A 24,345-nucleotide genomic window follows, 5' to 3' on the forward strand; every position below is an offset into this window, starting at 1 on the left:
CACAACTACCCGGGGTGATCGACCCCCAACCCCGAGTCGACCGTGGCTACCAAATCCACAGGGAAAAATGCCTGTCCCCAGACCCGAGGGGCACCAGGGCGGAGACGGCCGTTCGCACGTCCGCCTGGGCCGTCATCATGGGCGGTGGCGGGATGTCATGGTGCCGGAACGCCGCAGCGACCACTCCGGGGTCGACCGACCGCCGCCCGACCAGGGCCACCAGGTGATCGGGCCGGCGTCCCGGACGAGCGCGGGCACCAGCAGCGAGCGGACGACGAGCGTGTCCATCAGCACGCCGAACGACACGATGAACGCGATCTGGACGAGGAACGCGAGCGGGATGACCACGAGCGCGGCGAAGGTGGCCGCGAGCACCACGCCCGCGGAGGTGATGACGCCGCCGGTCACGACGAGCGCCTCCAGGACGCCGTCGCGCGGCCCGTGCCGCACCGTCTCCTCGCGCGCACGCGTCATCAGGAAGATGTTGTAGTCGACGCCGAGCGCGACGAGGAAGATGAACCCGTACAGGGGTACGGCCGGGTCGGTCGCGGTGAAGCCGAGCACGTGCTGGAAGAGCAGCGCGGCGATGCCGAGGGTCGCCAGGTAGTTGAGCGCCACGGTGGCGACCAGGAGCAGCGGCATCACCAGCGAGCGGAGCAGCGCCACGAGGATGGCCACGATGATGCCGAGCACGACCGGGACGATGACGGCGCGGTCGTGCTCGGCGGCGGCCAGCGTGTCGACGCGCTGGGCGGTGTAGCCGCCGACGAGCGCGTCGGCGCCGGGCACGGCGTGCAGGTTCTCCCGGAGGCGCTCGACGGTCCGCTGCGCGGCGCCGGTGTCGGCGGCGGAGCCGAGGGTGGCGTCCACGAGGGCGCGGCCGTCCACGACGAGCGGCGCCCCGCCCTGGGTGCGCGGGCGCACGTCGAAGACGCCTTCGGTGCGTCTCGCGACGTCCACGACCTGCGGCAGCGCCTGGGCGTTGGTCAGCACGATGGCCGGGTTGCCCGAACCGCCCGGGTAGTGCGCGTCGAGGACGTCCTGGGCCGTCACCGACGGGGCCTCACCGACGAACGTCTCGCTCAGCGGCACCCCCTGCGTGCGCAGCGTCGGCATGAACGCGGCGAAGGCGACCAGCACGACCAGGCAGCTCACCCAGACACGGCGCGGATGGCGGGCCAGCAGGCCCGCGATCCGCTCCCACACCCGGTGCCTGGACGCGTCCGGACGTTCGGGGTGCGGACGGGCGGGCCAGTAGACCGTCCGCCCCACCAGGACCAGGACGGCGGGCAGGAAGGTGAGCGCGCTCAGCAGGGCGCAGCCGATGCCGATGGCTCCGACCGGCCCGAGCGCCCGGTTGTTCGACAGGTCGCTGATCAGCAGGGCGATCAGCCCGAGGGCCACGGTGGCGGCGCTGGCGGCGATGGCGCCGGCCGACCGCCGCCACGCGGCCAGCATCGCCGGCCACCGGCTCGCCCCGAGGGCCAGTTCCTCGCGGAAACGGGCCGACAGCAGGAGCGCGTAGTCGGTGCAGGCGCCGATGACCAGGATCGACAGGATGCCCTGTACCTGGCCGTCGACCGTCACCGTGCCGCGTTTCGCGAGGTAGTAGACGATCGCGCTGGCGAGTCCCAGGGCGAACACCGAGCCGAGGATGATCATGAACGGCAGCAGCACGCTCCGGTAGACCAGCAGCAGGATCAGCAGGACGACGGCCACGGCGACGGCGATGAGCAGGGTGTCGATGCCGGAGAAGGCGTCGGTGAAGTCGGCCTGGGTGGCGGCGGGACCGGCCACATAGGCGCGGGTCCCGGGTACCTGTCCGGCGTCGGCGCGAATGCGGTCCACGGTGTCGGTGCTGTGCTCGCCGACATCGGACCGGATCTGCACGACCCCCGTCAGCGCCGCCCCGTCCCGCGATGGGATGACCGGAGACGGCGTCCCCGTGACATAGGGGACGCCTTGCAGCGAGGCCAGTGCACGCTGCGCCGCCGCACGCTGGTCGGGTGACACACTGCCGTCCTGGGCCGTCCACACCACGATGGCGGGGATCGTCCGGTTCCGCTGGAACGCGGCCTCCTGCTCCAGCACCCGCGTCGATTCGGCGCTCTTCGGCAGGAAGGACGACTGCTCGTTGGTGGCGACGTCGCCGAGCTTACCCGCGTACGGGCCGAGGGTGCCGCCGATCACCAGCCAGATCAGCAGCAGCGCCGCCGGCAGGAGCCAGCGGCCGGTCCGTGACGCGGCCATCACCGGGCTCGCGTCATGGACGGCCCGGCATGATCATCCGGACGGCGGCGGGAGCGGGAACGGTGCTCATGGGCGTCTCCTGCCCTGCGTGTCCGCGCTCATGCACGGCCACGCCCAGGACCGGCCGGGACCGGCCGGGCGCCTCGCCGGGGTCGGCGGCGAGGCGCCCGGCCCGCACCGGAAAAGGCCGGCTGGTAAGGCTCGCCGCCGTCCGCTCACCCCACGGAAGCGGCGCCGGAGCGCGATTCCCCCCTTTCCCGCCGGCCGGCGGTGAAGAAGCCGATGAGCGCGGCGACCGTGGCGACGGCCTCCCCGGCGAAGCTGATCGTCTTGTCGCCGTACCACTGCGGGTCGTACATGCGCGGGATCGGCCCGAGCTGCCCGAAGTCGACGAAGTAGTACAGCAGGACGGCACCGGCGGCGCTCGCCGCGACGACGAACGCGATCGCGTAGGTCCATCTGCGCGCCCACAGCAGCACCAGAACGGCGGCGACGGCCGCCGCGATGGCCTGCCCGTAGAACAGGTCGTCCCCGGGGATGACGTTGTCGGGGGTGTTCGGCCCGGGGGCCATGTCCGGCGCGAACCGCCAGTGCACGATGGCGTCGGCCGCGAGTCCGGCGGCCACGAGAAGACGAAGAACAATGCCCATACCCATTGCACGGTGACGGCCCGGCCGCGGATCAAAAAGCCCGCACCTTTTTCGGCACGGACACCCGCCCCCGCTCGTCAGCCGGACCCGCCCTTGACCCGGCGATAGCTCCAGTACAGGAGCCCGAAGAGGATGAGGCCCGACAGGATGAGGCCGGAGCCCGTGCTCCACCCGCTGAACGGGAGTTCCGGCACGAGCGCCCAGGCCACGCCGGCACCGATCAGAGTGAGCCCGGTCAGGATGGAGCCGGTCAGACGCCACCACGAGGTGATGCTCTCCTCCGCCGCCTTGATCGCCCGTACCCGGACGGGTTCCACGAAACGGTGGACCGCCGAGAACTCGCTCGCGAGGATCAGCAACCCGGAGAGCACCAGCAGCAGCCCGGGGCCGGGCAGCACGAGCAGCGCGATGCCGCCCAGCAGCACCATGCCGCCGACGACGAGCACCAGGGCACGTTTGGCGGACCGCCGGTACATCATCCCGTACCTCCGTCCGAGGGACCACGTCCCACCATGCTGCCGTACATCTGCAATTAGATCTTGCGCAAAGAACGCCCCCCAAACCCCGGTTCTGTCAAGAGAGGGTCTCCGGGGGACGTCAGGAGGGAAGTTTGCTCCAGTCCTCGACCACGGCGTTCCAGTCACTCCGATTCAGGAAGTGGCAGTAGGGAAGCTGGGAGTTCGGCAGGCGCAGAGGCTTGTGGCCGGCCCAGCAAGCGACCTCCACATGGCATAGCCGAAGCTGCTTGATCACCTCGATGGCCGGCAGGAGATCGGTGTCTCCGGAGAAGAGGACGAGCGCGTCGTACTGCCTGCGGAGAGCCAAATGCATGAGATCGACGGCTATGGCAACGTCGATCCCCTTCTCGCGTGGAGGGTCATCGGGCCAGCCCCGGTAGTTGAGTTGGCGGCGAACGACGTGGACCCGAGGATCACGTGACCACTGCGCGGCTTGAGCATCGTTGGCCGATGTGGGCAGGGGCTGGTGATTGGGATCGGGTCGCCCCAGGTAGACCCGGACGGCCGCGACGTTGCTGGTCCGGGCACGCCGCTGCTGGATGATGTCGGCGACACGGCACGGATCGGGTACACAGCGGTAAGGCGGAACGCCATAGTTCTCGAAGAGACCATGCCCGACGAGGTGGACGTTTTGATAGTCCAGGAACAGAGCCACACGCTCGGTCACCGGCGTTCTCCAAGAAAAAGCCCCGCCAGTCCCGGAGGACGGCGGGGAATAATGGGCTCATTGTAAGAGGGATCAGCGGCCAGCGTCAACCAGAGTCTCTGACTCCCCGTTACCCCGACGTGGGCAAGCTCAAGGCACTCGCCGGCACTCTCGGTCGTCTCGAAATCACGCAAAGTTGCCGAGGTCATGTCGGGGCCATCGGCGATGACGGCCGCAGGCCATACGTGGGCTGAGCATCGGACTGCGCCGAACTCGTTCGTGACCGCGTCCAGTGTGCGGGATTGGGGGGCCGTCTTGATTCGTCCGGGTATGAAGGCGGCCCCGTCCCGGGGTGGGGGGGGTGGGACGGGGCCGCAGGCCGCGCGGTACCGGGCGACGGTCGTCCGCGCGGCGGGTCCGGTGCCGTGGGGGCGCCCCGGCTGGGGGACGCCCCCGCGGGCTCAGTGTTCGGCCGCCGCTTCGGCGCCCGCGCCGGTGAGGGCGCGGACCTCGATCTCGGCGTACTTGGCCGCGTTGTACTCCTTGCTGAGGACGGTCCCGAGCCAGCCGCACAGGAAGCCGAACGGGATGGAGATGATCCCGGGGTTGCTCAGCGGGAACCAGCTGAAGTCGTGGTCGGTGAACAGCGCCTTGTCGGAGCCGGACACGACCGGGGAGAACGCCACGAAGAAGATCGCGGAGCCGAGGCCGCCGTAGATGGCGGAGACGGCGCCGGTGGTGTTGAACCGCTTCCAGAACAGGCTGTAGAGGATCGCGGGCAGGTTCCCGGACGCCGCGACCGCGAACGCGAGGGCGACGAGGAACGCGACGTTGAGGCGCTGCGCGTAGATGCCGAGGACGATGGACACGGCGCCGATCACGAAGGCGGAGATGCGGGCGACGCGGACCTCGTCCCGCTCGGTGGCCTTGCCCTTGCGGAACACGTGCGCGTACAGGTCGTGGGCGAAGGACGAGGACGACGCCAGGGTCAGCCCGGACACGACCGCGAGGATCGTCGCGAACGCGACCGCGGCGATGACCGCGAGGAGGATCGTGCCGCCGGTGGACCCGAAGACGATCTCACCGATGCGTTCGGCGAGCTGCGGCGCCGCGGTGTTGCCGGCCGGGTTGACGGCGGCGATCTTCTTCGAGCCGACGAGCGCGGCGGCACCGAAGCCCAGGACGAGGGTGAACAGGTAGAAGACCCCGATCAGCCCGATGCCCCACATGACGGACTTGCGGGCGTCCCGCGCGGTCGGGACGGTGTAGAAGCGGATCAGGATGTGCGGCAGCCCGGCGGTGCCGAGCACGAGCGCGAGACCGAGGCTGATCAGGTCGAGCTTGCCGGTGAGGCCCTGCTCGGCGGTGGCGTAGCGCAGGCCCGGCTCCAGGAACGCGCCGCCCTTGCCGCTCTGGTCGGCGGCGTCGTCGAGCAGGCCGGACAGGTTGAAGCCGTACTTGCCGAGCACGAGCAGCGTGATGAGGGCCGCGCCGGTCATCAGCAGGACGGCCTTGACGATCTGCACCCAGGTGGTGCCCTTCATCCCGCCGAACACCACGTACACGATCATCAGCACGCCGACCAGCGCGATGGTCACGCCCTTGGCGAAGTCACTGGTGAAGCCGAACAGCAGCGAGACGAGCGCGCCCGCGCCCACCATCTGCGCCAGCAGGTAGAAGATCGACACGATGATGGTGGAGACACCGGCGGCGGTGCGGACGGGGCGCGGGCTCATCCGGAACGCCAGCACGTCCGCCATCGTGAACCGGCCGGAGTTGCGCAGCAGCTCGGCGACCAGCAGCAGCGCGACGAGCCAGGCGACGAGGAACCCGATCGAGTACAGGAAACCGTCGTAGCCGTACAGGGCGATGAGCCCGGCGATGCCGAGGAACGACGCGGCGGACATGTAGTCGCCGCCGATCGCGAGGCCGTTCTGCGCGCCGGTGAAGGACCGTCCGCCGGCGTAGAAGTCGGTGGCGCTCTTGGTGTTGCGGCTGGCCCACACGGTGATCGCGAGGGTGGCGGCCACGAACACCACGAACAGGGTGATCGACAGGGTCTCGTGGCTCATCGGGCGTCCTCCGCGGTCTCGGCGACGGGCGTCCCCTCGGCCAGGATGTCGGCGCGCACCTTGTCGGCGAGCGGGTCGAGGTGGCGCTCGGCGTGCCGGGAGTACAGGTAGGCGATGCCGAACGTCGACACGAACTGCAGCAGCCCGAACACGAGCGCGATGTTGATGGAGCCGACCAGCTCGGTGCCCATGAAGTCGCGCGCCCACCCCGACAGCACGACGTAGAGCAGGTACCAGCTGAGGAACGCGGCGGTCATGGGGAATGCGAATCGGCGGAATCTGCGGCGGAGTTCCTGGAACTCCGCGGTGCCCTGGAACCGTTCATAGACGGTGCCGGCGGCGCTCTTATCGACGGACACGGCCGCCCTCCTCTTTTGTGACGCCAGTCACGCGCCACCGTAAAGACCCAGCTCGGGAGGGACGAGGGGGCGGCGGCAAGGCTGCGGTCAGCCGCCGTCCACCGTCGCCGGACCGCTCCACCCGTCGATAAGCGGTCGCTTTTGCGCGATGAACGGTCAGACCCGGCGGGGCCGCCAGGTACCGCGATCGACGTTGAGCGACTCCGGAGTGTGCAGGCGCACCATCATGCGGGCGACGCCCGGCGGGACCCGCCGCTGCGTGCACAGCGACACGGCGATCATGACGGTGAACGCGATGGGGACCGTCCACGCGGCGGGCTGGGCCAGCAGCGCGCCGGCGAGCCCGGACGGCGGCCCGGCGGCGATCGTCACGACCACGGCGGTGCCGGCGAGCGCGCCGCCGGTGGCCAGGCCGGCGAGCGCGCCCGGCACGGTGAGCCGCCGCCACCAGACGCCGAGGACGAGCAGCGGGCAGAACGTGGACGCGGCGACGGCGAACGCGAGCCCCACCACGTCCGCGACGGCGAGGGACCGGGCCGCGATCGCCAGGGCCAGCGGCACCACCAGGGCGATCAGCGTTCCCACGCGGAACGAGCGGACCCCGCCGCGCAGGATGTCCTGCGCCAGCACCCCGGCGACGGACACGGTGATCCCGGACGAGGTCGACAGGAACGCCGCCACCGCGCCGCCCGTCACCAGCGCGCCGAGGAGGTCGCCGCCGAGCCCGCCGATGAGCCGTCCGGGCAGGGTGAGGACGACGGCGTCGGCCCGTCCGGTCATCAGCAGTTCGGGCGTGTAGATCCGGCCGAGCACCCCGTACAGCGCGGGGAGCAGGTAGAACGCGCCGAGCAGCGACAGCACCATCACGGTCGTGCGGCGCGCGGCCCGCCCGTCGGGGTTGGTGTAGAAGCGGACCAGGACGTGCGGGAGCCCCATCGTGCCGAGGAACGTGGCGAGGATCAGCGAGTACGTCGCGTACAGCGAGTGTTCGCGCCCGTCGAGCGGCATCGCCCATTCCCGGTCGGTGGTGACGGGCCGTCCGGCGACGTGCGGGACGTCGGCGCCGGCGGGGAAGGTGATGGAGGTGTCCTGGTCGATGCGGTGCGGCCCGGGGTTGAGGGTCAGCGGGGCACCCGGGTAGTGGTGCCCGTCGATCCCCCCGGTCACGGTGACCGGGACGGCCTCGGTGACGTCCACCGTGACGGCGACGCCGACGGAGACGGTCGTCCGGTCCGGGAACCGGGGCGGGGCGTCCGACGACAGGCCGGGCGCGCCGTCGTGCCGCCACGCCAGCAGCAGGAAGACCAGCGGGACGGCCAGCGCGGTCAGCTTCATCCAGTACTGGAACGCCTGGACGAGGGTGACGCTGCGCATCCCGCCGACCAGCACGTTCACGGCCACGACGACCGCGATGAGCACGCCGCCCGCCCAGACCGGCGTGCCCGTCACCGTGCGCAGCACGAGCCCGGCGCTCTGGAACTGGGGCAGCAGGTAGAGCCAGCTGATCAGCACGACGAGGGCGCTGGCGACGCGCCGCACGGCCATGGACTCCAGCCGCGCCTCGGCGAAGTCCGGCAGCGTGTAGGCGCCCGACCGGCGCAGCGGCGCCGAGACCAGGACGAGCAGGACGAGATATCCGCCCGTCCAGCCGACCGGAAGCCACAGCATGTCGGCGCCGTACGCCAGGATCAGGCCCGCGATGCCGAGGAAGGACGCCGCCGACAGGTACTCCCCGCCGATCGCGGACGCGTTCCGCAGCGGCGTCACCGTCCGCGACGCGACGTAGAAGTCGGACGTCGTCCGGGAGATGCGCACCCCGAGCACGCCGATGAGCACGGTCGCGACGACGACCAGCAGGACCCCGGCGAGCCCGTACGCGGCGCTCATGGCCGGTCCTCGCCCCCGTACGCGCGGTCGACGAGGTCGGCGAAGTCGTCCTCGTTGCGCTCGGCCCGCCGGACGTACCACCAGCCGCAGGCCACGAACCACGGGTAGATCAGCCCGCCGAGCAGCAGCCACGGCAGCGGCAGGCCCAGCACCTCCCGCTCGCGCACCTCGGGGACCAGCGCGAACAGCAGCGGCAGCCCGATCACCACGACGGCGAGCACCAGGCACAGCCGGGCCGCGAGCCGCGTCTGGGCGCGCAGCAGCGAGCGCATGTACGCCTCGCCGAGCCCGGTCTGCTCGTCGATCTCCCGGGTCACCGGGTAGCGGGGCCGCCGGACGGTCCGGGCCCGCGGCCCGGTCACCAGCGTCCGGCCGGGCGCGATCCCCGGCCCCCGCTCCTCCCCGTCCGGCCGCCCGGCGGGGGCGCGGGGGCTCAGTGCGCCCTCCTCGCCCGGCGCACCAGCAGGTCGCGCAGTTCCCGGACGTGCCGGCGGCTCACCGGCAGTTCCACCTCGCCGACCAGGATGGTGCAGCGTCCCGAGTCGAGCCGCAGTTCCTTGATCGCCGACAGCGCGACCAGGTGGCTGCGGTGCACCCGGACGAAGCCCGCACCGCTCCAACGCTCGCTCAGCGCGTTCAGCGGGATGCGCACCAGATGGCTGCCGCCGGAGGTGTGCAGCCGCGCGTAGTCGCCCTGCGCCTCCACGTACAGCACCTCGGCGGGGGTGACGAACCGGGTCACTCCACCCAGTTCGACGGGCATCGGCTCCGGTTCGGACGGGGCGGGCTCCGCGGCCGCGTCGGCCCAGCCGGCCTCCTCGGCGGCCTCGGTCACCCGCGTGATCGCCAGGCTGAGCCGCTCCGGCCGCACCGGTTTGAGGATGTAGTCGGTCGCCTTGATCTCGAACGCGTCGACGGCGTGCTCCTCGTACGCGGTGACATAGACGATCTGCGGCGGGCGGGCGAACTGGGCGAGGACCCGGCCGAGCACGGTGCCGTCCAGGCCGGGCATCCGGATGTCGAGGAAGACGGCGGCGATGGGACGTCCGTCGGCGAGGGCGCGGTCGAGTCTGCGCAGCGCGGCGGCGCCGTCCCGGGCGGTGTGGATCTCCCCGATCCGGGGGTCGGCGCGCAGCAGATGGACGAGGTCGTCCAGCGCGGGCGCCTCGTCGTCCACCGCAAGGACCCGCAGGCCCACCTCCACCGTTCCCTTCCCCCCGTTTCGTCCGCCACATTCCAGTCAACGTATGCGCGAGAGTCAAGAGGTCAGGAGGCCGTGACGCCCGGCCGGTACTTCGGGACGCGCACGATCACCTTCGTCCCGGCGCCGGGACCGGTCTCGACGGCGAGCCCGTACTCGTCCCCGTACACCTGGCGGAGCCGGTCGTCCACGTTGACCAGCCCGATTCCGGGCTCGTCGGCAGGTGTACGCCGCTCCCCCGCGAGCAGGCGCCTGACCTCGTCAGGGTCCATGCCGATCCCGTCGTCCTCCACGCTGATCACGCAGTCGGACCCGGCGTCCTCGGCCACGATCGTGATCAGGCCGGGCTCGGACCTGTCCTGCAACCCGTGCCGGACGGCGTTCTCCACGAGCGGCTGCAGGCACAGGAACGGGACGGCCACGGGCAGCACTTCGGGCGCGATCCGCAGCGTCACCCGCAGTTCCTCGCCGAACCGGGCCCGCTGCAGCAGCAGATACCGGTCGATGGACCGCAGTTCCTCGGCGAGCGTCGTGAAGTCGCCGTGCCGCCGGAACGAGTACCGGGTGAACCCGGCGAACTCCAGCAGCAGTTCCCGCGCCCGCTCCGGATCGGACCGGACGAACGAGGCGATCGTGGTCAGCGAGTTGTAGATGAAGTGCGGCGAGATCTGCGCCCGCAGCGCCCGCATCTCCGCCTCCATCAGCAGCGCCCGCGAGTGGTCGAGTTCGGCGAGTTCCAGCTGGGCGTCCACCCACTGCGCGACCTCCTCCGCCGCGCGGATCAGCCCCGCCGGGACCTCCTCCCCGTAGGCGGCGAGCGTCCCGATGACCCGGTCGCCGGTGGCGAGCGGGACGACCACGACCCGCCGGATCGGGCAGTCGATCCGCTCGCAGGCGACGTCGTGCACCTGGGTGCGCCCGTTCCCGAGCGTGACCTCCGCGTGCGCGAGCCCCTCCGCCGCGTGGTGCCCGTGCTCGCCGTCCCAGGCCAGCAGCCGCTCCCCGTCGGTGATCGCGAGCGCCGGGCAGTCCAGCAGCGCCCGCAGATGCCGCGCGGCCTTCTGCGCGCCCTGCTCGGTCAGCCCGGCGCGGAAGGCGGGCGCGGCCCGGGACGCGGTGTGCAGCATCTCGAACGTCGCCCGCCGCGCGGGCCCGCCGAGGTCACCGCCGCCCCGGCCCTGCCGCCGCCACCACAGCAGCGCCGGAACCCACGTCACCAACAGCGCCGCGACAACGGCGACGATCACGTCCATCCCGCAAATTTATGCCGCTTTCGACATGCTCTGTGAAGTTGATCACGTTGCTACATACTCGGTATGGCGCAATCGCGGGATTCGTGTCATCTTGATCAAGCCGACATTCACGATCTTGGCCGGAGCCCGCCGCTCCCCCGGGAACTCACGGACGGGGCCGGCCGTGAGGAGTGCGCATGCGTCGCCGTCGAAGTCTGGCTTCCCTCGCCGCCCTGTTCCTGGCCTTCCCGTTAGCCGCCGCACTGCAGGCCCCGGCCTCCGCGAGCGAGCTGACCCTGTCCAACTTCGAGCTCCGCCCGAACGCCTACGGCACCGATCTGCAGACCCGCGCCGACGCCCTTCCGCTGGTGAAGGGGACCGTCACCACCATCATGAACGACCTGAACCGGCTGAGCGAAGCGACGCCGGTCGCGATCAACAACGCCTGCAACTCCGCCGCCGTGGCGTCCGGAAGCACCGTCGCCGTCGAACGGAGCGTCTGCTTCACCAACGGCGACAACGGCACCACCGAGTGGTATCCGCAAGGCGTCACCACGGTCGCCGACATGCAGGCCGACCGGGTGTGGGGCAACGGCTACCAGCCCGTCCTGGCCAGCTGGTACGACCACAACGACAACGCCGACGGCATGGTCAAGGGCATCCGTATCAGCTTCATGGACCCCTACACCGGCAGGTACCGGCACGTCCTGCTGGTGTATCCGCGGGCCAACGGCGACTACGACACGATCCGGGTGTCCGAGGATCCGGCCGACCCCGACTACAACAAGGCCCTGCACGGCGGCGGCATCCTCTGGTACGGCAACTACCTGTTCGTCGCGGACACGGCACGCGGGTTCCGGATGTTCGACATGCGCCGCATCTACGACCTGGGCGCGTCCACCAACGGGACGACGAGCAGCCCGACCCTGGTCGGGCTCCACGGCAGCACGTACTACGGCTACGGCTACCGCTACATCATGCCGCAGGTCGGCTCCTGGACAGCGACGGCCCCGACCGGCACCACCTGCACCACATCGGACGGGTCACCGAACTTCTCCTACGTCGCACTGGACCGCAGCGGAACCGACCACCTCGTCTCGGGCGAGTACTGCGCCAGTACCGAGGCGACCAACGGGCGGGTCGCCGCCTGGCGGATCTCCGACGCGTTCGACGCCAGCGGCAACCTCGTCATGAACACCGCGTACAGGTGGAACGCCGACGCGGCGTACAAGCTGCCGGTCAGCAACGTCCAGGGCGCGATGCGGTTCAACGGCCGCTGGTACCTCAGCCGCAGCCACGGTGAGACAGGCGCCGGGACCCTCTACACGACCGACCCGGTGACGTCGTCCACCACAACCCTCACGGTGGCGAAGCAGCAGGACCTGGGAATCGGCCCCGAGGACCTGTCGCACTGGCAGGGCGGCTCCGACCCCGCCAACCCGACGCTCGGCACCATCTGGACCGTAGGCGAGCACCCCAACAAGCGAATGGTGTACTCGGTCTACCCCCAGTAACCCCTTGAGACGCCCGGCCGGCCTCCCCGGCCGGGCGTCTTCGCGTCTCACCAACCCCAGCCACCCGGGTCAATATGGAGGGGGCGGCGCGGCCGGGACCGGGGGCGGGATCGACCGGCGGCGCCGCCCCGGTTCTAGGGTCCGGACGGCTCCCGGCGCACGAGCGCGCCGAGCGCCGCCGCGATCGAGTCGGCGGCCCGCTCGGGGTCAGGGGGCAGTGGCAACCCCGAGGCCGGCCCCGATCGCCACTCGTAGGCGGTGCCGTCCCAGCCGACGAGGTAGGGCCCGGCGTTGCGGTAAGTGACGCGGACCCGGCGCAGCCCCTCCTTCTCGTCCAGCTCGATCGCGGCGGCGACCTGCGGGGCGCGGCGGCGCACGGCCGCGTGCAGCTTCTCGGCGGGGCCGAAGATGTCCCGCATCTCAGGCTCCCGGGGCGATCAGTCCGCCCAGCGTGTGCCGCCACCCGTACCCGGTGGCGTGTCGCGCGTGGTAGCGGCGGTCCGGTTCGGCGGGCGTCGGAACGATCGGCGCGACTTGGCGCATGGGCGTGACGACGGGGGGCGGCGCGGGCGTGGCTGGCTCGTTCAGCGCGCGGCCGAGAGCGGCTTGATCGGCCACCTCCAGCAGGCGGTAGCGTCCCGCTGTGTCACGCGTGAGCGCCCACCAACTGCCGGTGGCCTGACCGTGCCAGTAGGACACGCAGCCCCGCATCACGACACCCCCGGCCCGCACAGCACGCGCTCGGCGGCCGGCTCGCTGATGTCCGTTTCGCCCATCACAGGTGGATTCGCGGCGGAGCGTGAGCCGCCCTTAACATCGTGCACGGGTCCGACCTCCATCGGGCCAAGGCCCCGGAGCAACCGGCGTTCGCCCGCCGGCCGGGGCCGTCTTCGCGTCTTGCGACGCCTTTCGCACTCCACCTGACCGCTTTCGGGGTTAGCGTGGAAGCCGTTGTCCGTTGGCCGAGCTGCCCGGCCAACGACTGGCAGTAGTCCGCACCGGGGCGCAACGGTGGGAAACGATGACCTTCAGCGAGACGTTCGGGGAGGCGCTCCGCCGGCTCATGGCCGACCGGGGGATCGGCGTCCGCGCCCTGGCCAGGCAGGTGCCCTGCGACGCCGGGCACGTGTCCGAGTTATGCCACGGCCACAAGGGTCCTTCGGATCAGTTGGCCGCCCGCCTCGACGAGATCCTCAGCGCCGCCGGGGAGCTCGTTGCCCTCACCCGAACAACGCCAGAAGACGCAGTTCAGGTCGGTAGCGTGAATTCCGGAGCGGTTCACGCCGACGACCTGGACGAGGACGATGAGATGCAGCGACGCCGGTTACTGCAGGCACTGACCACGCTCGGTGCCGCATCGTCCCCCGCCGTCGAAGCGATCGAGTGCATCCGCGACGGAGTCGACCGGGCCATCGGACGGGACGAGTCATCCCACCTCGGCGAGTGGGAGGAAACGGTGGCCGAGTACGGCTACACCTATCTGCTCCTGCCTCCGCAACTGCTGCTCAGGGAGCTGGCTTCCGATCTGGTCGCGGTCCAGCGGATCGCCGGCCGCCGCACTCAGGGCAGGCTCACACCCTCGTGGTACCGAGTGACCGGCGTCTTGGCCGCGCTCATGGCCAAGACGCTGTGCAACATGGGGCAGCCACGCATGGCACGTGCCTGGTGGGTCACCGCGCAGCACGCCGCCGACACCTCAGGTGACCTGGATCTGGGCCTGTGGATCGCCGGTGAGCGGCTCGTGTACGGCCTCTACGAGAACCGTCCACCGGCGATCCTGCTGTGCAAGGCGGACCGGATGGCCGACCGAGCACCCGGCATCTCGTGCCGTGGGCTGCTACATGTGCGGACCGTCCGCGCACAGTTGCTCGCGCTGGAAGGCGCGGAGGCGGAGGCGACCGCCGAACTGCAGGCGTGCGAAGAGATCTTCGGCCGTCTCCCCATGTCGGTGACCGGCGAGGTGCGGTCGGTCGCCGGTTGGGCCGAGGACCGCTTGCGGTACACGGAGGCGTGGGTATACGCGCACACCGGAGACCATGACCGCCTCGACGCCGCCGCGGCCCGCGCCGTGGCGGTCCTGCCCTCCGACGACCCGCGCGTGCGCGTCCAACTGGACCTGCTGCGCGCGGCCGGGCATGTGCGGGCCGGTGACACCAGCGAGGGCGTACGGCACGCCCATGCCGTCTACGAGGCTCAGCCCGACGAGCACCGGACGGTGATGGTGACGAGCCTGGCCCGCCAGGTCGCCGAGGCCGTCCCGGCGCACAGCCGCGATGAGCCGGTCGTCGCCGGCTATCGGGAGCTGCTGGCCTCCGGGCCGCGCAGGGCGATCACGTAGAGGTCGAACCACGGCTCGGTCTCGCCCTCGCCGCCGGGTGTGCGGCCGGCGTGCCGCCACCCCCACCGCCGGTACATCGCCTGGATCTCACGCTCGTCCGGTGCCGTGGCGAGGGTGGCCCGCTCCTCCTGCCGTCCCGCGAGCAGTTCGTCCAAGAGGCGGTGTGCAAGTCCTCTGCCACGATGTGAGGGCCGCACAGCCAAATCGATCATGGCGAACGTCCGCCGCCCCGTCTCGGCGGTGAATCCGGGAGTCGGGGCGGGGGCCAGGCCGTCCCACCAGAACGATCCGGCGGACAGCGGCGCCCCGTAGACGAATCCTCTCAGCGCGCCGTCGTGCCGCACCGTCACGGCCTCGAATCCGGGCCGGGCGAGCAGGCGCCGCATCCGGGCTCGGTAGTCACCGAGGTCGTAGCGGGGAAACGCCTCGGCGTACACCACCTCGAACTCGCCGAGCCGGTGCCGGACGGCCTCGCTGTCGAGGTGCTCGATGTCCATCGGGCCCATCAGATCACATAGTTATCGGCCAGACGGTCAAGGTGCAGGTCGGTGTTGCCGAAGGCCGGGGCCGTCTTCGCGTCCGGCGATGCCTTTCGCACTCCACCTGACCGCTTTCGGGGTTAGCGTGGAAGTCACTGCGTGCTGCCCACCCGGCGGGCGGTGTCAGGCAGCGGGTCAACCCGGGGCGAAACGGGCGAGGCGATGACCACCTTCGGCGAGAGGCTCCGTCAGCTCATAGCGGAGCACGAGATCAGTCAGCGCAAGCTCGCGCGGCTCGTCCCCTGTGATGACGGGTTCCTGTCACGCATCGCCAACGACCGCAGACGCCCCTCCCCCGAGTTGGCCGCGCGGCTGGACGAGTTACTCGACGCCGGCGGTGAACTCGCCGCGCTGCGTCCCGCCGCGCCGCCGCCGTCCGCGCCCAGGGGCGGGATCGAGGAGGAGATCGAGGCGCTGGAACTGGCGCGCCGCGTCGCCGCCAGCGAGGTCGGGGACGGCACGCTCGTGGCACTGGAGGCGGCCGTGGACGAACTGGCGTCCGCGTATGCACTGACCTCGCCGTCCGGCCTGCTGCTCCGGATCCGGCGGCACCTCGGCTACGTGTCCACGCTCATGGACGTACGCATGACACTGGCCGAGCGCCACCGCCTGACCGTGATCGGCGGCTGGCTGTCACTGCTCGCCGCGACCTGCGACATCGACCTGGGCGAAGACCTCATCGCCGCCGCGCGGCTGCGCACCGCCGCGCAGCTCGCCGAGCACGCCGACCACCCCGAAATCCTCGCGTGGGCGCTGGAGACCCGCGCGTGGCAGCAGCTCACGGACGGGAACTGCCGGGAGGCGATCCGGCTGGCGCGGGGCGCGCAGGAGGTCGCGCCCCGCACGTCGTCGGCGTTCATCCAGGCGACAGCACAGGAAGGCCGCGCGTGGGCCCGCCTTGGCGCCGGCCCGGAGACGCGCGACGCCCTGGCGCGCGTGGACCGGCTCGTGGAGCCCCTCGCGCAGCCCGACCGGCCCGAGCATCACTATCGGTACGACCCGACCAAGCGCGAGGCGTACACGGCGACCACGCTCGCATGGGTCGGGGACCCGGCGGCCGAATCGTACGCACGGGGAGTCCTGGCGCGGTTGGAGCGGCCGTCCGGCGGCCCGGCGCGGCCCCGGCGGGCGGCGTCCGCGCGGCTCGACTTGGCGCTCGCCCTGCTCGCGGGTGATCAGCCCGCGCAGGCGGCGCACACCGCGTTGGAGGCGGTGGAGAGCGGCCGGCTGGTGCCCTCGAACCACTGGCGGGTGACACAGGTGATCACGGCCGTAGAGGCGCGGGGCGTGCCGGAGGCCGCCGAACTGCACGAGGCGTACCTTGCGCTATGTGCCCCCTCGCGGCAGAGCCACGGTCCAGGCATCGGATAGACCATCCGCGAAGCAGCCGACACAGCCGTGATGAGCCGGTCGTCGCCGGCTATCGGGAGCTGCTGGCCTCCGGGCCACGCAGGGCGATCACGTAGAGGTCGAACCACGGCTCGGTCTCGCCCTCGCCGCCGGGTGTGCGGCAGGCGTGCTGCCAGCCCCACCGCCGGTACATTGCCTGGATTTCACGCTCGTTCGGTGCTGTGGCGAGCGCGGCCCGCTCTTCCTGTCGTCCCGTGAGCAGTTCCGTCCAGGAGGCGGTGTGCAAGTCCTCTGCCACGGTGTGAGGGCCGCACGGCCAGGTCGATCACCTTCACCTCGGTCACCGAACTCATCGACGTCATCCGCCGCTACACCGACGCCTACAACGACCACTCAAACCGTTCTCCTGGACCAAGACCGCCAACGAAATTCTCGAACCCACCACCCCACACCACACAAAACTTCATCACACGACATTAGTTGACAAATCAATTACTTTAATGACATTTGACATTTGATTTGACAAAGCATTCATATTGGGTAATTATTTAGCCATGAGGATCAACTATCGCGCCGCCGCCCTGGCTTCGCTCGCCGCTGGCCTCACCACCTTCACGCTCACCGGGCAGGCCATCGCTACCTCGCCCGCCAACTCCGCCGACTCGCTCAGCAGCGCTGAGCAGAAGCTGCTCACATCCGGAAAGCCAATCGATGTGGTGATCAACCCCACCAACGGCGCGCTCCTGTCGGTTACCCCACAGGCCGATATTCACTCGGCGATCGGTAACCACAACTACTGCAACTCTGGGGACGGCTGCTACCTGTCGGGCAGAACGCCCTACGCGCACCAGGGGTTCTACGGGTCGGCGGGGACTTACCGAGGCTCCTGGCCCTACCGATCGGGCTACAACACCGGCAGGTACACCGCATCGGCCTGCTGGACCCAGGCCTGCTCCCAGAGGGCTCTCCCCCCGAACACTCATGCCACCTTCAACGGAGCGCTGGTGACCGGGACATCATTCACTATCCATTAGGGAGCAAACGTCTGAGCCGTCATGCCCCCGTGGTAGCGTCAGCCACATGATCATAGGGATGAGGACGCTGACCGCCACTCTGACTACTGTGAGTATGTCCGTCCTGGCACTCGCAAGCTCGGTCTCTGCGGAGCCTGCCCCATCAAACCCGCAGCCACCTTTGCCCAGAGCCGAACAGAAACTACTGGACTCGGGCACACCGACCAACGTGGTTATCGATCCCGAAAACGGTCAGGTGCTATCGGTTACTCCGCGAAACGGTTCGCTACATTGACATAGTTATGACCGTCTCACTGACTGGTCGCGAAGGAGGATGCGAGGAGCGCCCACATGGGCTCCTCCAGCAAGAGCCCCCTACTCTTAGGACAATGTCCTCGGAGTAGGGGGCTCTTGCTGGCTGAATTCACTGTTATCCAGCCCCTCCCGGGCCGCAGCCCAACAATCACAGTTCCGATGCTGGTTGCCCCTTCCTCCCCTACAGGTCGGGGACATGCCGGGCCTGTTCTTGGCGAGTAGCATCCCGACTGGAGTCCACTGTTACGCGCCCGCGCCGAGGCCGGCGCCCGCGTGCGACTCCTGATCGGCGCCCCACAGGGCGCCCAGTTCGCGGCGCGAGACACCGAGAAGTCCATCGGCGGCGGCAACGCCGGACGGGTCACCACGGTGCTGAACCACTACCGGGCCGGGTGGGTGCTCCTGCTGCGCCGCGCTGACAACGACCTGTGGACGATCCCGACCGGCGAACTGAAGCGGGGCGAGACGAGGTCCGGTGGGTCGAGCCGGGCGAACTCGACGGCTACGAGATCCACCCCGCGCTACGACGACGCATTCGCCACGGTCTCAGCGGGACCGGCCCACACGTGGACTAGCTGTGTACTGCTCCGTGGCGGTCCCAGTGGGGCTGACCGCGCTGCCGGAAATTGTCGGCACAATGGGGCCCCGCCGAAACACCCGGCCGGGTTGGTCCGGCCGGGCGTCTTTGTGTTCTATAGGTTCAGGTCGGCGGCCAGGTGGTCTAGGTGCAGGTCGGCGTCACCGAAGGCCAGGGACGTGGTCATCGCGTGTTCGGAGAACAGGTGCAGGTCGTGTTCCTTCGTGAAGCCGATCGCGCCGTGTACCTGGTGGCCCAGGGCACATACGCGTTCGTATGCCTCGCTCACCCACGCCTTGGCCATCGCCACTTCTTGCGCGGCGTCCCGGTTCGCCGACAGCAGCCAGATCGCCTCGTAGGCGATGAACCGGGAACCGAGCACGTCGATCGCCATGTTCGCGCAGTGGTGCTGGACGGCCTGGAACGACCCGATGGCCCGGCCGAACTGCTCGCGTTCCGTCGCGTACTGCACCGTCATGTCGAGGACGCGTTGCGCCGCGCCCACCATCTCCGCGCAGGTCGCGGCGGCCCCGAACAGGGAGATCGCCTCGGCGGCGGCCGGTCCGAGGGCATGGTCCTCCGGCACGTGGACCCCGGCCAGCTCGGCGTGGCACGGACGGCCGGGGCCGATCGTCTCCAGCGGCTGGAGCGTGACGTCCGAGGCGTCCACCCAGAAGGCGTGCGGGTCATCGTCGAGCCGGGCCACCACCAGGATGTTCTCGGCGGAGGCGGCGAACGGGACGAAGGTGGCGGTCCCGTCCAGGACGAAGCCGTCGCCGTCGCGTGTGGCGGCCGGTCCCTCGCCGGGGCGGTCCCAGGGAAGCGGTGTGGCGGTTACGACCTGGCCGTCCGCGATGGCGCTCAGCCACCGTTCCTTCTGGCCGGACGTGCCGAAACGGGCCACCGGCATCCCGCAGCAGGCCACCGACGCCGGCAGCGGGCTCGGGACCTGCGCGTATCCGAGCTGTTCGAACAGCAGGCACACGTCCAGGAAGTCGCCGCCCACGCCGCCGTGCTCCTCGGGGAACGCGAGGCCCGTCCAGCCGAGTTCCACCATCTCCTTCCAGAGCGCGGCGGAGTAGCCGGCCGGGTCGCCGTCCACCGCCCGCGCCCCGGCGGTCTCCGCCCTGGCCGCGAGGACCTCGCGGGCGGTGGAGGCGATCAGCTCCTGCTCCTCGGTCAGGCTCAGGTTCATCGCGGCGGCACCTTGTCGGAGCGGACCCACACGCCGGGCCGTTCCTCCCAGAACAGCTGGACGAGGACGCCGCCGGTGTGCTTCGGGTGGATGAACGTGTCCCGCCACGCCGCGCCGTCGGTGCTGCCCTCGTTCTCCCCGAAGGTCGGCGTGCCGTGGTGCTCGCACGCGGCCATCGCCCGGTCCCAGTCGGCCACCTCGAACGTGACGTGGTGGGCGCCGGGGCCGCCCCGGTCGAGGAACCGCGCGATGAACGAGTCCTCGCCGCGCGGCATGATCACTTCCCAGCAGATCGCGGAGCCGGGGATGTTGAGCACGAGGTCCGCCATGTCGGGGTGTTCGTCGTCCGGCGTCCGCCAGACCTGCACGAACCCGGCCAGGTCGTGGTACCAGCGGGCGAGCGCGTCGCGGTCGTGGAACGCCTGGCAGATGTGGTCGAGCGCCACGATGCCGAGGGACGGCCCCTCCGGCTCGCCCGGCTCCACGCTGGAGGCGGCCGAATCGCCGCACATGTCCAGGCTGCCTGGTCCCCGGAACCGCCACAGCACGCCCGGACCGTGCTCGGGCGGGCTCAGCGGCGCCTCCAGCCAGCGTCCGCGCGGCCCCTCGGCCGGCTTGATGCCGCGCGCCTCAAGGTCCGCGCGGACGGTTTCGAGATCGGGTACCTCGGCGCCGACGTGGTGCAGCCCGGGACGTCCGCCGTGCTCGTCCAGGAAGGTCTGCAACGGCCCGTCGCCCGTGGGCGCCACCACCTCCCATGCCTGGCCGTGGCTGCCGGGGATCTCCAGCCGGGCGCCGCGCACGCCCTCGCCCGGATCGTCCCAGCTCCGGACGCGCCGGAACCCGAACAGCCCCTCCAGCAGCGCGACCTGCCCGCCGAGGTCGGGGGTCACCTGCGCGACATGATCGATGCGGTAGATCTGCACGGGTCCTCCTAGCTCGGGTGCGGCTCGATCCAGTCGTAGCCACAGGTGACGAGTTCCTTGACCAGGCGCAGGTTGTAGCGGTTCATCGCCGCGATCCGCGCGGCCAGCTCACCGATCCGCTTGTCGAACTCGTCCGCCGGATACACGTCGTTGACCAGGCCGAGTTGCAGGGCGCGGTCGGCGTCGATGCGGGCGCCGGTGAACAGCAGTTCCTTGGCGCGGGCCTTGCCGATCCGTTCCGGCAGCCGCTTCACCCCGCCCCAGCCGGGCGCCGACCCGCCGAACTCGGGCTGGTCGGGGTCGCCGTCCTCGGTCATCTTCGGCCGGTACGGCGGACGCGCCGACAGGGTGATCTCGACGAGGCCCATCTTCGCGTCGTCGGAGGCGATGATGAAGTCCGCGGCGAGCGCCAGCTCCAGGCCGCCGCCGACCGCGTACCCGTGCACGGCCGCGATCACCGGCACCGACAGCCGTTCCATCATCGCGAACGTCTTCTCGCCGAGCCGGCCCTGCTCGATCCGTTCGCGCGGGGTCAGCTTCTCCGACCAGGCCAGGTCCATCCCGGCGCAGAACGCGCGCTCCCCGGCGCCGCGCAGCACCACCACGCAGACGTCCTCGTCGTCGTCCACCCGGCGGAAGATGTCGCGCAGCTCCGTCATCGTGGTCGGGGTCAGCGCGTTGAGCTTCTCCGGCCGGTTCAGCGTCAGCCAGGCGACTCGTTCCTCGATCCGCAGGTCGACGGTCTCGTAGGCGTTCTCGTCGGGCATACGGGTTCGCTCCTCCCTGTGGGGTGAACTGCGAAGTGATCAGCCGCGGGGCAGGTTCAGGCCCCGGGTGGCGATGACGTTGCGCTGGATCTCGGTGGTGCCGCCGAGGAACGTGGACGCCACCGAGTCCCGGCACATGTGGGTGAACGCGGCGCCCAGGGGAGCCCCTTCACGCTCCCAGAGTGCGGCGGACCGGCCGAACGCCCGCGCGCCGGTGCGGGCGAGCCGCTGGTGCAGCTCGGCGCCGAACAACTGGTTGACGGACGCCTCGAAACCGGGTTCTTCCCCCGCCGCCTGCCTCGACACCGTGTAGCGGGCCAGGTTGTACAGGACGCGGATCTCCGTCCGCCGGCGCGCGATCTCCCGCCGCAGCGCGGGCGTGCTGCGCGCGAACCGCCGCCCCTCCGGCGACCGCAGATAGGTCACCAGTTCGGCGAGCGCCTGCTCGTACTTGATCGTGGCGCCGATCCCGGCCCGCTCGAAGCCCAGCGCGGACATCGCCACGTACCAGCCGCGGTTCTCCTCCCCGACCCGGTTCTCCACCGGCACCCGGACGCCCTCGAAGAAGATCTCGCAGAACGGCGCCGCGCCCCGGATGTCGGTGATGGGACGGATCGTCACCCCGGGCGCGTCCGCCTCGACGAGCAGGAACGTGATGCCGCGATGCGGGCGGTCGGCGCCGGTGTCGGTGCGGACCAGGACGAACAGCCAGTCGGCGTACTGGCCGAGGGACGTCCACACCTTCTGGCCGTCCACGACGTAGACGTCCCCGTCCCGGACGGCCCGCGTGCGCAGCGACGCCAGGTCGGAGCCCGACCCGGGCTCGGAGAAGCCCTGCGCCCACGTCGCCCGGCCGGTCGCGATCGGCGGCAGATGGGCCGCCTTCTGCTCGTCGGTGCCGTGCACCAGCAGCGTCGGGCCGAGGAGGAACGCGCCGATGCCGTTCACCGTCGGCACCCGCGCCCGCATCATCTCCTCGTGCAGGACGAACTCCTCCAGCGGCGTCAGCCCGGCACCGCCGTACTCGGCGGGCCAGTGCGGCGCGATCCAGCCGCGCTCGGCCAGCGCCGCCGCCCAGGCCCGCGCGCCCTCGCGCCGCCCCGGATCGTCGGCGACCCGGTCGACGGGCCAGTTGTAGCCCGCGACGTCCTCGGGTTCGAGGCTCTGCTCCTCGCCCGCGGCCGGACGGTAGGACGCGGGGAACCGCTCCTTGACGAAGGCCCGGACCTCCTCGCGGAAGGCGGCCTGCTCCGGCGTGTCGTCCCAGTTCACCGGCCGTTCGCCTCCCGGTCCCAGGTCGTCTCGGTGATCCCGGACTCGCCCTGCGCCCGCAGCCGGTACTTGGCGACCTTGTCGGTGGGCGTGCGCGGCAGGGCGTCCACGAACTCGACGTAGCGCGGCACCATCGAGCGCGGCAGCCGCTCCTCGCAGTACGCCACCAGTTCCTCCGGGTCCAGGCCGGTGTCGGGTTGCACGACGACCGACACCTTGATGTCCTCGTCCTCAAGCTCGGAGGGGACGCCGATCGCGGCGCACTCCAGCACCGCCGGATGCCGGTTGATCTCCGTCTCCAGGTCGAAGGCCGAGATGTTCTCCCCGCGCCGGCGGATGGCGTCCTTCATCCGGTCGAGGAAGTAGAAGTACCCGTCGTCGTCACGCCATACCCGGTCCCCGGTGTGGAACCACATGTTCCGGAAGCAGTGGGTCGTCGCCTCCCAGCTGCCGTAGTAGCCGGTCGTGAGGACGAACGGCTGTTTCGGCCGCAGCACCAGCTCGCCCGGCTCGCCCGGCCCGACCTCGCGGTCCTGCTCGTCCACGACGGCGACGTGGAACCGCTCGTCGTGCGCCTGCCCGCACGACCCGACCCGCCACTCCCCGTACGGGCTGCCGGTCGCGATGCCCGCCTCGGTGCTGGTGTAGGTCTCCACGGACCGGACGCCGAACCGTTCCCTGAGCGGCTCATCGAGGTTCGATTTGCCCATGTAGAACGTCTCCAGCCGGTGGTCGCGGTCACGCGACGTCGGCGGCCGGTTCAGCAGGATCGGGATCATCGAGAACACGCTCATGCAGACCTGCGCGTCGAAGCGGCGCACGTCGTCCCAGAACCTGGACGCGCTGAACCGCTCGACGATCGCGATCGAGCCGCCGCCGAGCAGGGCGGAGAGCATCCCGTCCCACAGCGCCGCCGCGTGGAACAGCGGCAGCGGGCAGTAGATCGTCTTGCCCCATCGGTCGAGGAAGTCGAGGGAGTCATACGCGCAGGTCAGCGCGAGTGCGTGCGGGACCATCGCGCCCTTGGACGGACCGGTCGTCCCGGACGTGTACATGATCGCCTGCATGTCGCCGAAGCCGACCTCGACGTCGACGGTGCCGCCCTCGTCCGGCAGGGTGTTCAGCTCCCGGGCGGGCTTGCCGAGCCGGTCGAGCAGCACCCCGGCCGAGGCGGCGTCCCGCACCAGGACCCCGCCGAGCCTCGGCAGCCGCCCGGCGACCTCCACGATCCGTTCGGCGTACGGCCCGTCGATGATGAGCCGGCCGGAGTCGGAGCTGTCGAGGACGTGCCGCAGCAACTCACCCCGGTACGCGATGTTGATCGGCACGGCGACCGCGCCGAGCCGCGCCAGCGCGAAGATGAGGTGGACGAAGTCGGCGCAGTTGGGCAGCATCACGCCCACGTGGTCGCCGCGTCCGATGCCGGCCCCGGACAGGGCGCGGGCCAGCCGGTCGGCGGCGGCGTCCACCTCGCCGTAGGTGACCTCGCCGTCCCGGAACTTGAGGAACGTCTGTCTTCGGTGAACCTGCGCCTGTGACCGGAGGACGTCCCCGAGGACGAAGCTCTCCAGCGTCTCCTTGCGCATCCGGACCCTCCGCTGTCGCTGCGTTGGCCTGCGTCGTCGGTGGCTGGGCGGCTAGATGGCGGTACGGCGGAATCAGCTGGGAGCGATCCGCAACCCGGACAATGCCTTGAATAGAGGAACACGAAACACCAGACACGG

At 70.6% G+C, this 24,345-nt stretch carries 23 protein-coding genes and 1 pseudogene; 4 read left to right on the forward strand and 20 right to left on the reverse strand.

The features are described 5' to 3' along the window. Positions 1-135 precede the first annotated feature (135 nt). The 10 genes from AF1_RS02100 to AF1_RS02145 form a co-directional block, all read right to left on the reverse strand. Positions 136-2,250 (reverse strand): MMPL family transporter, encoded by a 2,115-nt coding sequence (locus AF1_RS02100; protein ID WP_067793111.1) that lies wholly within the window; start codon positions 2,248-2,250, stop codon positions 136-138. Positions 2,251-2,465: 215 nt separating this feature from the next. Continuing rightward, on the reverse strand, positions 2,466-2,876 hold the full coding sequence (locus tag AF1_RS02105; protein WP_067793121.1) for a hypothetical protein: 411 nt from the start codon (positions 2,874-2,876) through the stop codon (positions 2,466-2,468). 101 nt (positions 2,877-2,977) lie between these two features. Next, positions 2,978-3,379 (reverse strand): PGPGW domain-containing protein, encoded by a 402-nt coding sequence (locus AF1_RS02110; protein ID WP_067793123.1) that lies wholly within the window; start codon positions 3,377-3,379, stop codon positions 2,978-2,980. Between the two features lie 118 nt (positions 3,380-3,497). Further along, a complete protein-coding gene (locus AF1_RS32905) occupies positions 3,498-4,085 on the reverse strand; it encodes an NYN domain-containing protein (protein WP_084262349.1) in 588 nt (195 codons plus the stop codon). A 440-nt stretch (positions 4,086-4,525) separates the two neighbouring features. After that, complete coding sequence (locus AF1_RS02120) at positions 4,526-6,136, reverse strand: solute symporter family protein (protein WP_067793125.1); 1,611 nt, start codon at positions 6,134-6,136, stop codon at positions 4,526-4,528. Continuing rightward, positions 6,133-6,495, reverse strand: coding sequence for a DUF485 domain-containing protein (locus tag AF1_RS02125; RefSeq protein ID WP_207393919.1), 363 nt, complete (start codon positions 6,493-6,495; stop codon positions 6,133-6,135). Before AF1_RS02125 ends, AF1_RS02120 begins: the two co-directional genes overlap by 4 nt. A 156-nt stretch (positions 6,496-6,651) precedes the next feature. Further along, complete coding sequence (locus tag AF1_RS02130) at positions 6,652-8,382, reverse strand: sodium/solute symporter (protein WP_067793130.1); 1,731 nt, start codon at positions 8,380-8,382, stop codon at positions 6,652-6,654. Next, a complete protein-coding gene (locus AF1_RS02135) occupies positions 8,379-8,744 on the reverse strand; it encodes a DUF485 domain-containing protein (protein WP_242608574.1) in 366 nt (121 codons plus the stop codon). Before AF1_RS02135 ends, AF1_RS02130 begins: the two co-directional genes overlap by 4 nt. Positions 8,745-8,815: 71 nt before the next feature. After that, entirely contained in the window at positions 8,816-9,586 is a 771-nt protein-coding gene (locus AF1_RS02140; protein WP_242608575.1) for a LytR/AlgR family response regulator transcription factor, read from the reverse strand. A 62-nt stretch (positions 9,587-9,648) separates the two neighbouring features. Continuing rightward, on the reverse strand, positions 9,649-10,836 hold the full coding sequence (locus AF1_RS02145) for a sensor histidine kinase (RefSeq protein ID WP_067793132.1): 1,188 nt from the start codon (positions 10,834-10,836) through the stop codon (positions 9,649-9,651). A gap of 176 nt (positions 10,837-11,012) precedes the next feature. Between AF1_RS02145 and AF1_RS02150 the strand changes: the two genes are divergently transcribed. Beyond that, a complete protein-coding gene (locus AF1_RS02150; RefSeq protein WP_207393920.1) occupies positions 11,013-12,329 on the forward strand; it encodes a hypothetical protein in 1,317 nt (438 codons plus the stop codon). A 134-nt stretch (positions 12,330-12,463) separates the two neighbouring features. Here AF1_RS02150 and AF1_RS02155 read toward each other — a convergent pair whose 3' ends face one another. After that, entirely contained in the window at positions 12,464-12,748 is a 285-nt protein-coding gene (locus AF1_RS02155; protein WP_067793135.1) for a hypothetical protein, read from the reverse strand. A 1-nt stretch (position 12,749) separates the two neighbouring features. Then, on the reverse strand, positions 12,750-13,040 hold the full coding sequence (locus AF1_RS02160; protein WP_131732313.1) for a hypothetical protein: 291 nt from the start codon (positions 13,038-13,040) through the stop codon (positions 12,750-12,752). A 310-nt stretch (positions 13,041-13,350) separates the two neighbouring features. On the opposite strand from AF1_RS02160, the gene AF1_RS02165 reads away from it, so the two are divergent. Then, positions 13,351-14,667, forward strand: a complete 1,317-nt coding sequence (locus AF1_RS02165) for a helix-turn-helix domain-containing protein (RefSeq protein ID WP_067793138.1) — start codon at positions 13,351-13,353, stop codon at positions 14,665-14,667. On the opposite strand, the gene AF1_RS02170 is transcribed toward AF1_RS02165, so the two are convergent. Beyond that, positions 14,622-15,164, reverse strand: a complete 543-nt coding sequence (locus AF1_RS02170) for a GNAT family N-acetyltransferase (RefSeq protein ID WP_165488302.1) — start codon at positions 15,162-15,164, stop codon at positions 14,622-14,624. The genes AF1_RS02165 and AF1_RS02170 overlap by 46 nt on opposite strands. A 204-nt stretch (positions 15,165-15,368) precedes the next feature. On the opposite strand from AF1_RS02170, the gene AF1_RS02175 reads away from it, so the two are divergent. Next, positions 15,369-16,577: a helix-turn-helix transcriptional regulator gene (locus AF1_RS02175; protein ID WP_067793140.1), complete on the forward strand. Its 1,209-nt coding sequence runs from the start codon at positions 15,369-15,371 to the stop codon at positions 16,575-16,577. 49 nt (positions 16,578-16,626) lie between these two features. Here the strand turns inward: AF1_RS02175 and AF1_RS36110 are convergent, their stop codons facing one another. Together AF1_RS36110 and AF1_RS36960 are read right to left on the reverse strand one after the other, a co-directional pair. After that, positions 16,627-16,854 (reverse strand): hypothetical protein, encoded by a 228-nt coding sequence (locus tag AF1_RS36110; RefSeq protein WP_242608576.1) that lies wholly within the window; start codon positions 16,852-16,854, stop codon positions 16,627-16,629. Between the two features lies 1 nt (position 16,855). Next, positions 16,856-16,918 (reverse strand): annotated as a pseudogene (locus AF1_RS36960) (hypothetical protein); the annotation flags it as partial. A gap of 192 nt (positions 16,919-17,110) precedes the next feature. Here AF1_RS36960 and AF1_RS02180 point away from each other — a divergent pair. Further along, on the forward strand, positions 17,111-17,590 hold the full coding sequence (locus tag AF1_RS02180) for a hypothetical protein (RefSeq protein WP_067793142.1): 480 nt from the start codon (positions 17,111-17,113) through the stop codon (positions 17,588-17,590). Positions 17,591-18,576: 986 nt separating this feature from the next. Here AF1_RS02180 and AF1_RS02185 read toward each other — a convergent pair. From AF1_RS02185 to AF1_RS02205, 5 genes are read right to left on the reverse strand one after another with little or no spacing between them, the layout of a single operon-like run. Beyond that, positions 18,577-19,656, reverse strand: coding sequence for an acyl-CoA dehydrogenase family protein (locus AF1_RS02185; RefSeq protein WP_067793144.1), 1,080 nt, complete (start codon positions 19,654-19,656; stop codon positions 18,577-18,579). Beyond that, positions 19,653-20,582 (reverse strand): VOC family protein, encoded by a 930-nt coding sequence (locus tag AF1_RS02190; protein WP_067793146.1) that lies wholly within the window; start codon positions 20,580-20,582, stop codon positions 19,653-19,655. The genes AF1_RS02185 and AF1_RS02190 overlap by 4 nt, the downstream gene beginning before the upstream one ends. A gap of 8 nt (positions 20,583-20,590) precedes the next feature. Further along, on the reverse strand, positions 20,591-21,349 hold the full coding sequence (locus tag AF1_RS02195) for an enoyl-CoA hydratase/isomerase family protein (protein ID WP_067793148.1): 759 nt from the start codon (positions 21,347-21,349) through the stop codon (positions 20,591-20,593). 39 nt (positions 21,350-21,388) lie between these two features. Continuing rightward, entirely contained in the window at positions 21,389-22,621 is a 1,233-nt protein-coding gene (locus tag AF1_RS02200) for an acyl-CoA dehydrogenase family protein (RefSeq protein WP_067793150.1), read from the reverse strand. Then, positions 22,618-24,207: an AMP-binding protein gene (locus AF1_RS02205; protein WP_067793153.1), complete on the reverse strand. Its 1,590-nt coding sequence runs from the start codon at positions 24,205-24,207 to the stop codon at positions 22,618-22,620. Before AF1_RS02205 ends, AF1_RS02200 begins: the two co-directional genes overlap by 4 nt. Positions 24,208-24,345: the final 138 nt, after the last annotated feature.

Origin of the sequence: Actinomadura formosensis NBRC 14204 (assembly GCF_001552155.1) — a bacterium.
In the GTDB taxonomy this organism is placed as follows: Bacteria; Actinomycetota; Actinomycetes; order Streptosporangiales; family Streptosporangiaceae; genus Spirillospora; species Spirillospora formosensis.

What these genes read in the sequence shown, in the direction of transcription:
- AF1_RS02100 (WP_067793111.1), bottom strand. Translation starts at nt 2,250, where the DNA reads ATGGCCGCGTCACGGACCGGCCGCTGGCTCCTGCCGGCGGCGCTGCTG.
- AF1_RS02110 (WP_067793123.1), bottom strand. Translation starts at nt 3,379, where the DNA reads ATGATGTACCGGCGGTCCGCCAAACGTGCCCTGGTGCTCGTCGTCGGC.
- AF1_RS02120 (WP_067793125.1), bottom strand. Translation starts at nt 6,136, where the DNA reads ATGAGCCACGAGACCCTGTCGATCACCCTGTTCGTGGTGTTCGTGGCC.
- AF1_RS02130 (WP_067793130.1), bottom strand. Translation starts at nt 8,382, where the DNA reads ATGAGCGCCGCGTACGGGCTCGCCGGGGTCCTGCTGGTCGTCGTCGCG.
- AF1_RS02145 (WP_067793132.1), bottom strand. Translation starts at nt 10,836, where the DNA reads ATGGACGTGATCGTCGCCGTTGTCGCGGCGCTGTTGGTGACGTGGGTT.
- AF1_RS02150 (WP_207393920.1), top strand. Translation starts at nt 11,013, where the DNA reads ATGCGTCGCCGTCGAAGTCTGGCTTCCCTCGCCGCCCTGTTCCTGGCC.
- AF1_RS02155 (WP_067793135.1), bottom strand. Translation starts at nt 12,748, where the DNA reads ATGCGGGACATCTTCGGCCCCGCCGAGAAGCTGCACGCGGCCGTGCGC.
- AF1_RS02160 (WP_131732313.1), bottom strand. Translation starts at nt 13,040, where the DNA reads ATGCGGGGCTGCGTGTCCTACTGGCACGGTCAGGCCACCGGCAGTTGG.
- AF1_RS02165 (WP_067793138.1), top strand. Translation starts at nt 13,351, where the DNA reads ATGACCTTCAGCGAGACGTTCGGGGAGGCGCTCCGCCGGCTCATGGCC.
- AF1_RS02170 (WP_165488302.1), bottom strand. Translation starts at nt 15,164, where the DNA reads ATGGACATCGAGCACCTCGACAGCGAGGCCGTCCGGCACCGGCTCGGC.
- AF1_RS02175 (WP_067793140.1), top strand. Translation starts at nt 15,369, where the DNA reads ATGACCACCTTCGGCGAGAGGCTCCGTCAGCTCATAGCGGAGCACGAG.
- AF1_RS02180 (WP_067793142.1), top strand. Translation starts at nt 17,111, where the DNA reads ATGAGGATCAACTATCGCGCCGCCGCCCTGGCTTCGCTCGCCGCTGGC.
- AF1_RS02185 (WP_067793144.1), bottom strand. Translation starts at nt 19,656, where the DNA reads ATGAACCTGAGCCTGACCGAGGAGCAGGAGCTGATCGCCTCCACCGCC.
- AF1_RS02195 (WP_067793148.1), bottom strand. Translation starts at nt 21,349, where the DNA reads ATGCCCGACGAGAACGCCTACGAGACCGTCGACCTGCGGATCGAGGAA.
- AF1_RS02205 (WP_067793153.1), bottom strand. Translation starts at nt 24,207, where the DNA reads ATGCGCAAGGAGACGCTGGAGAGCTTCGTCCTCGGGGACGTCCTCCGG.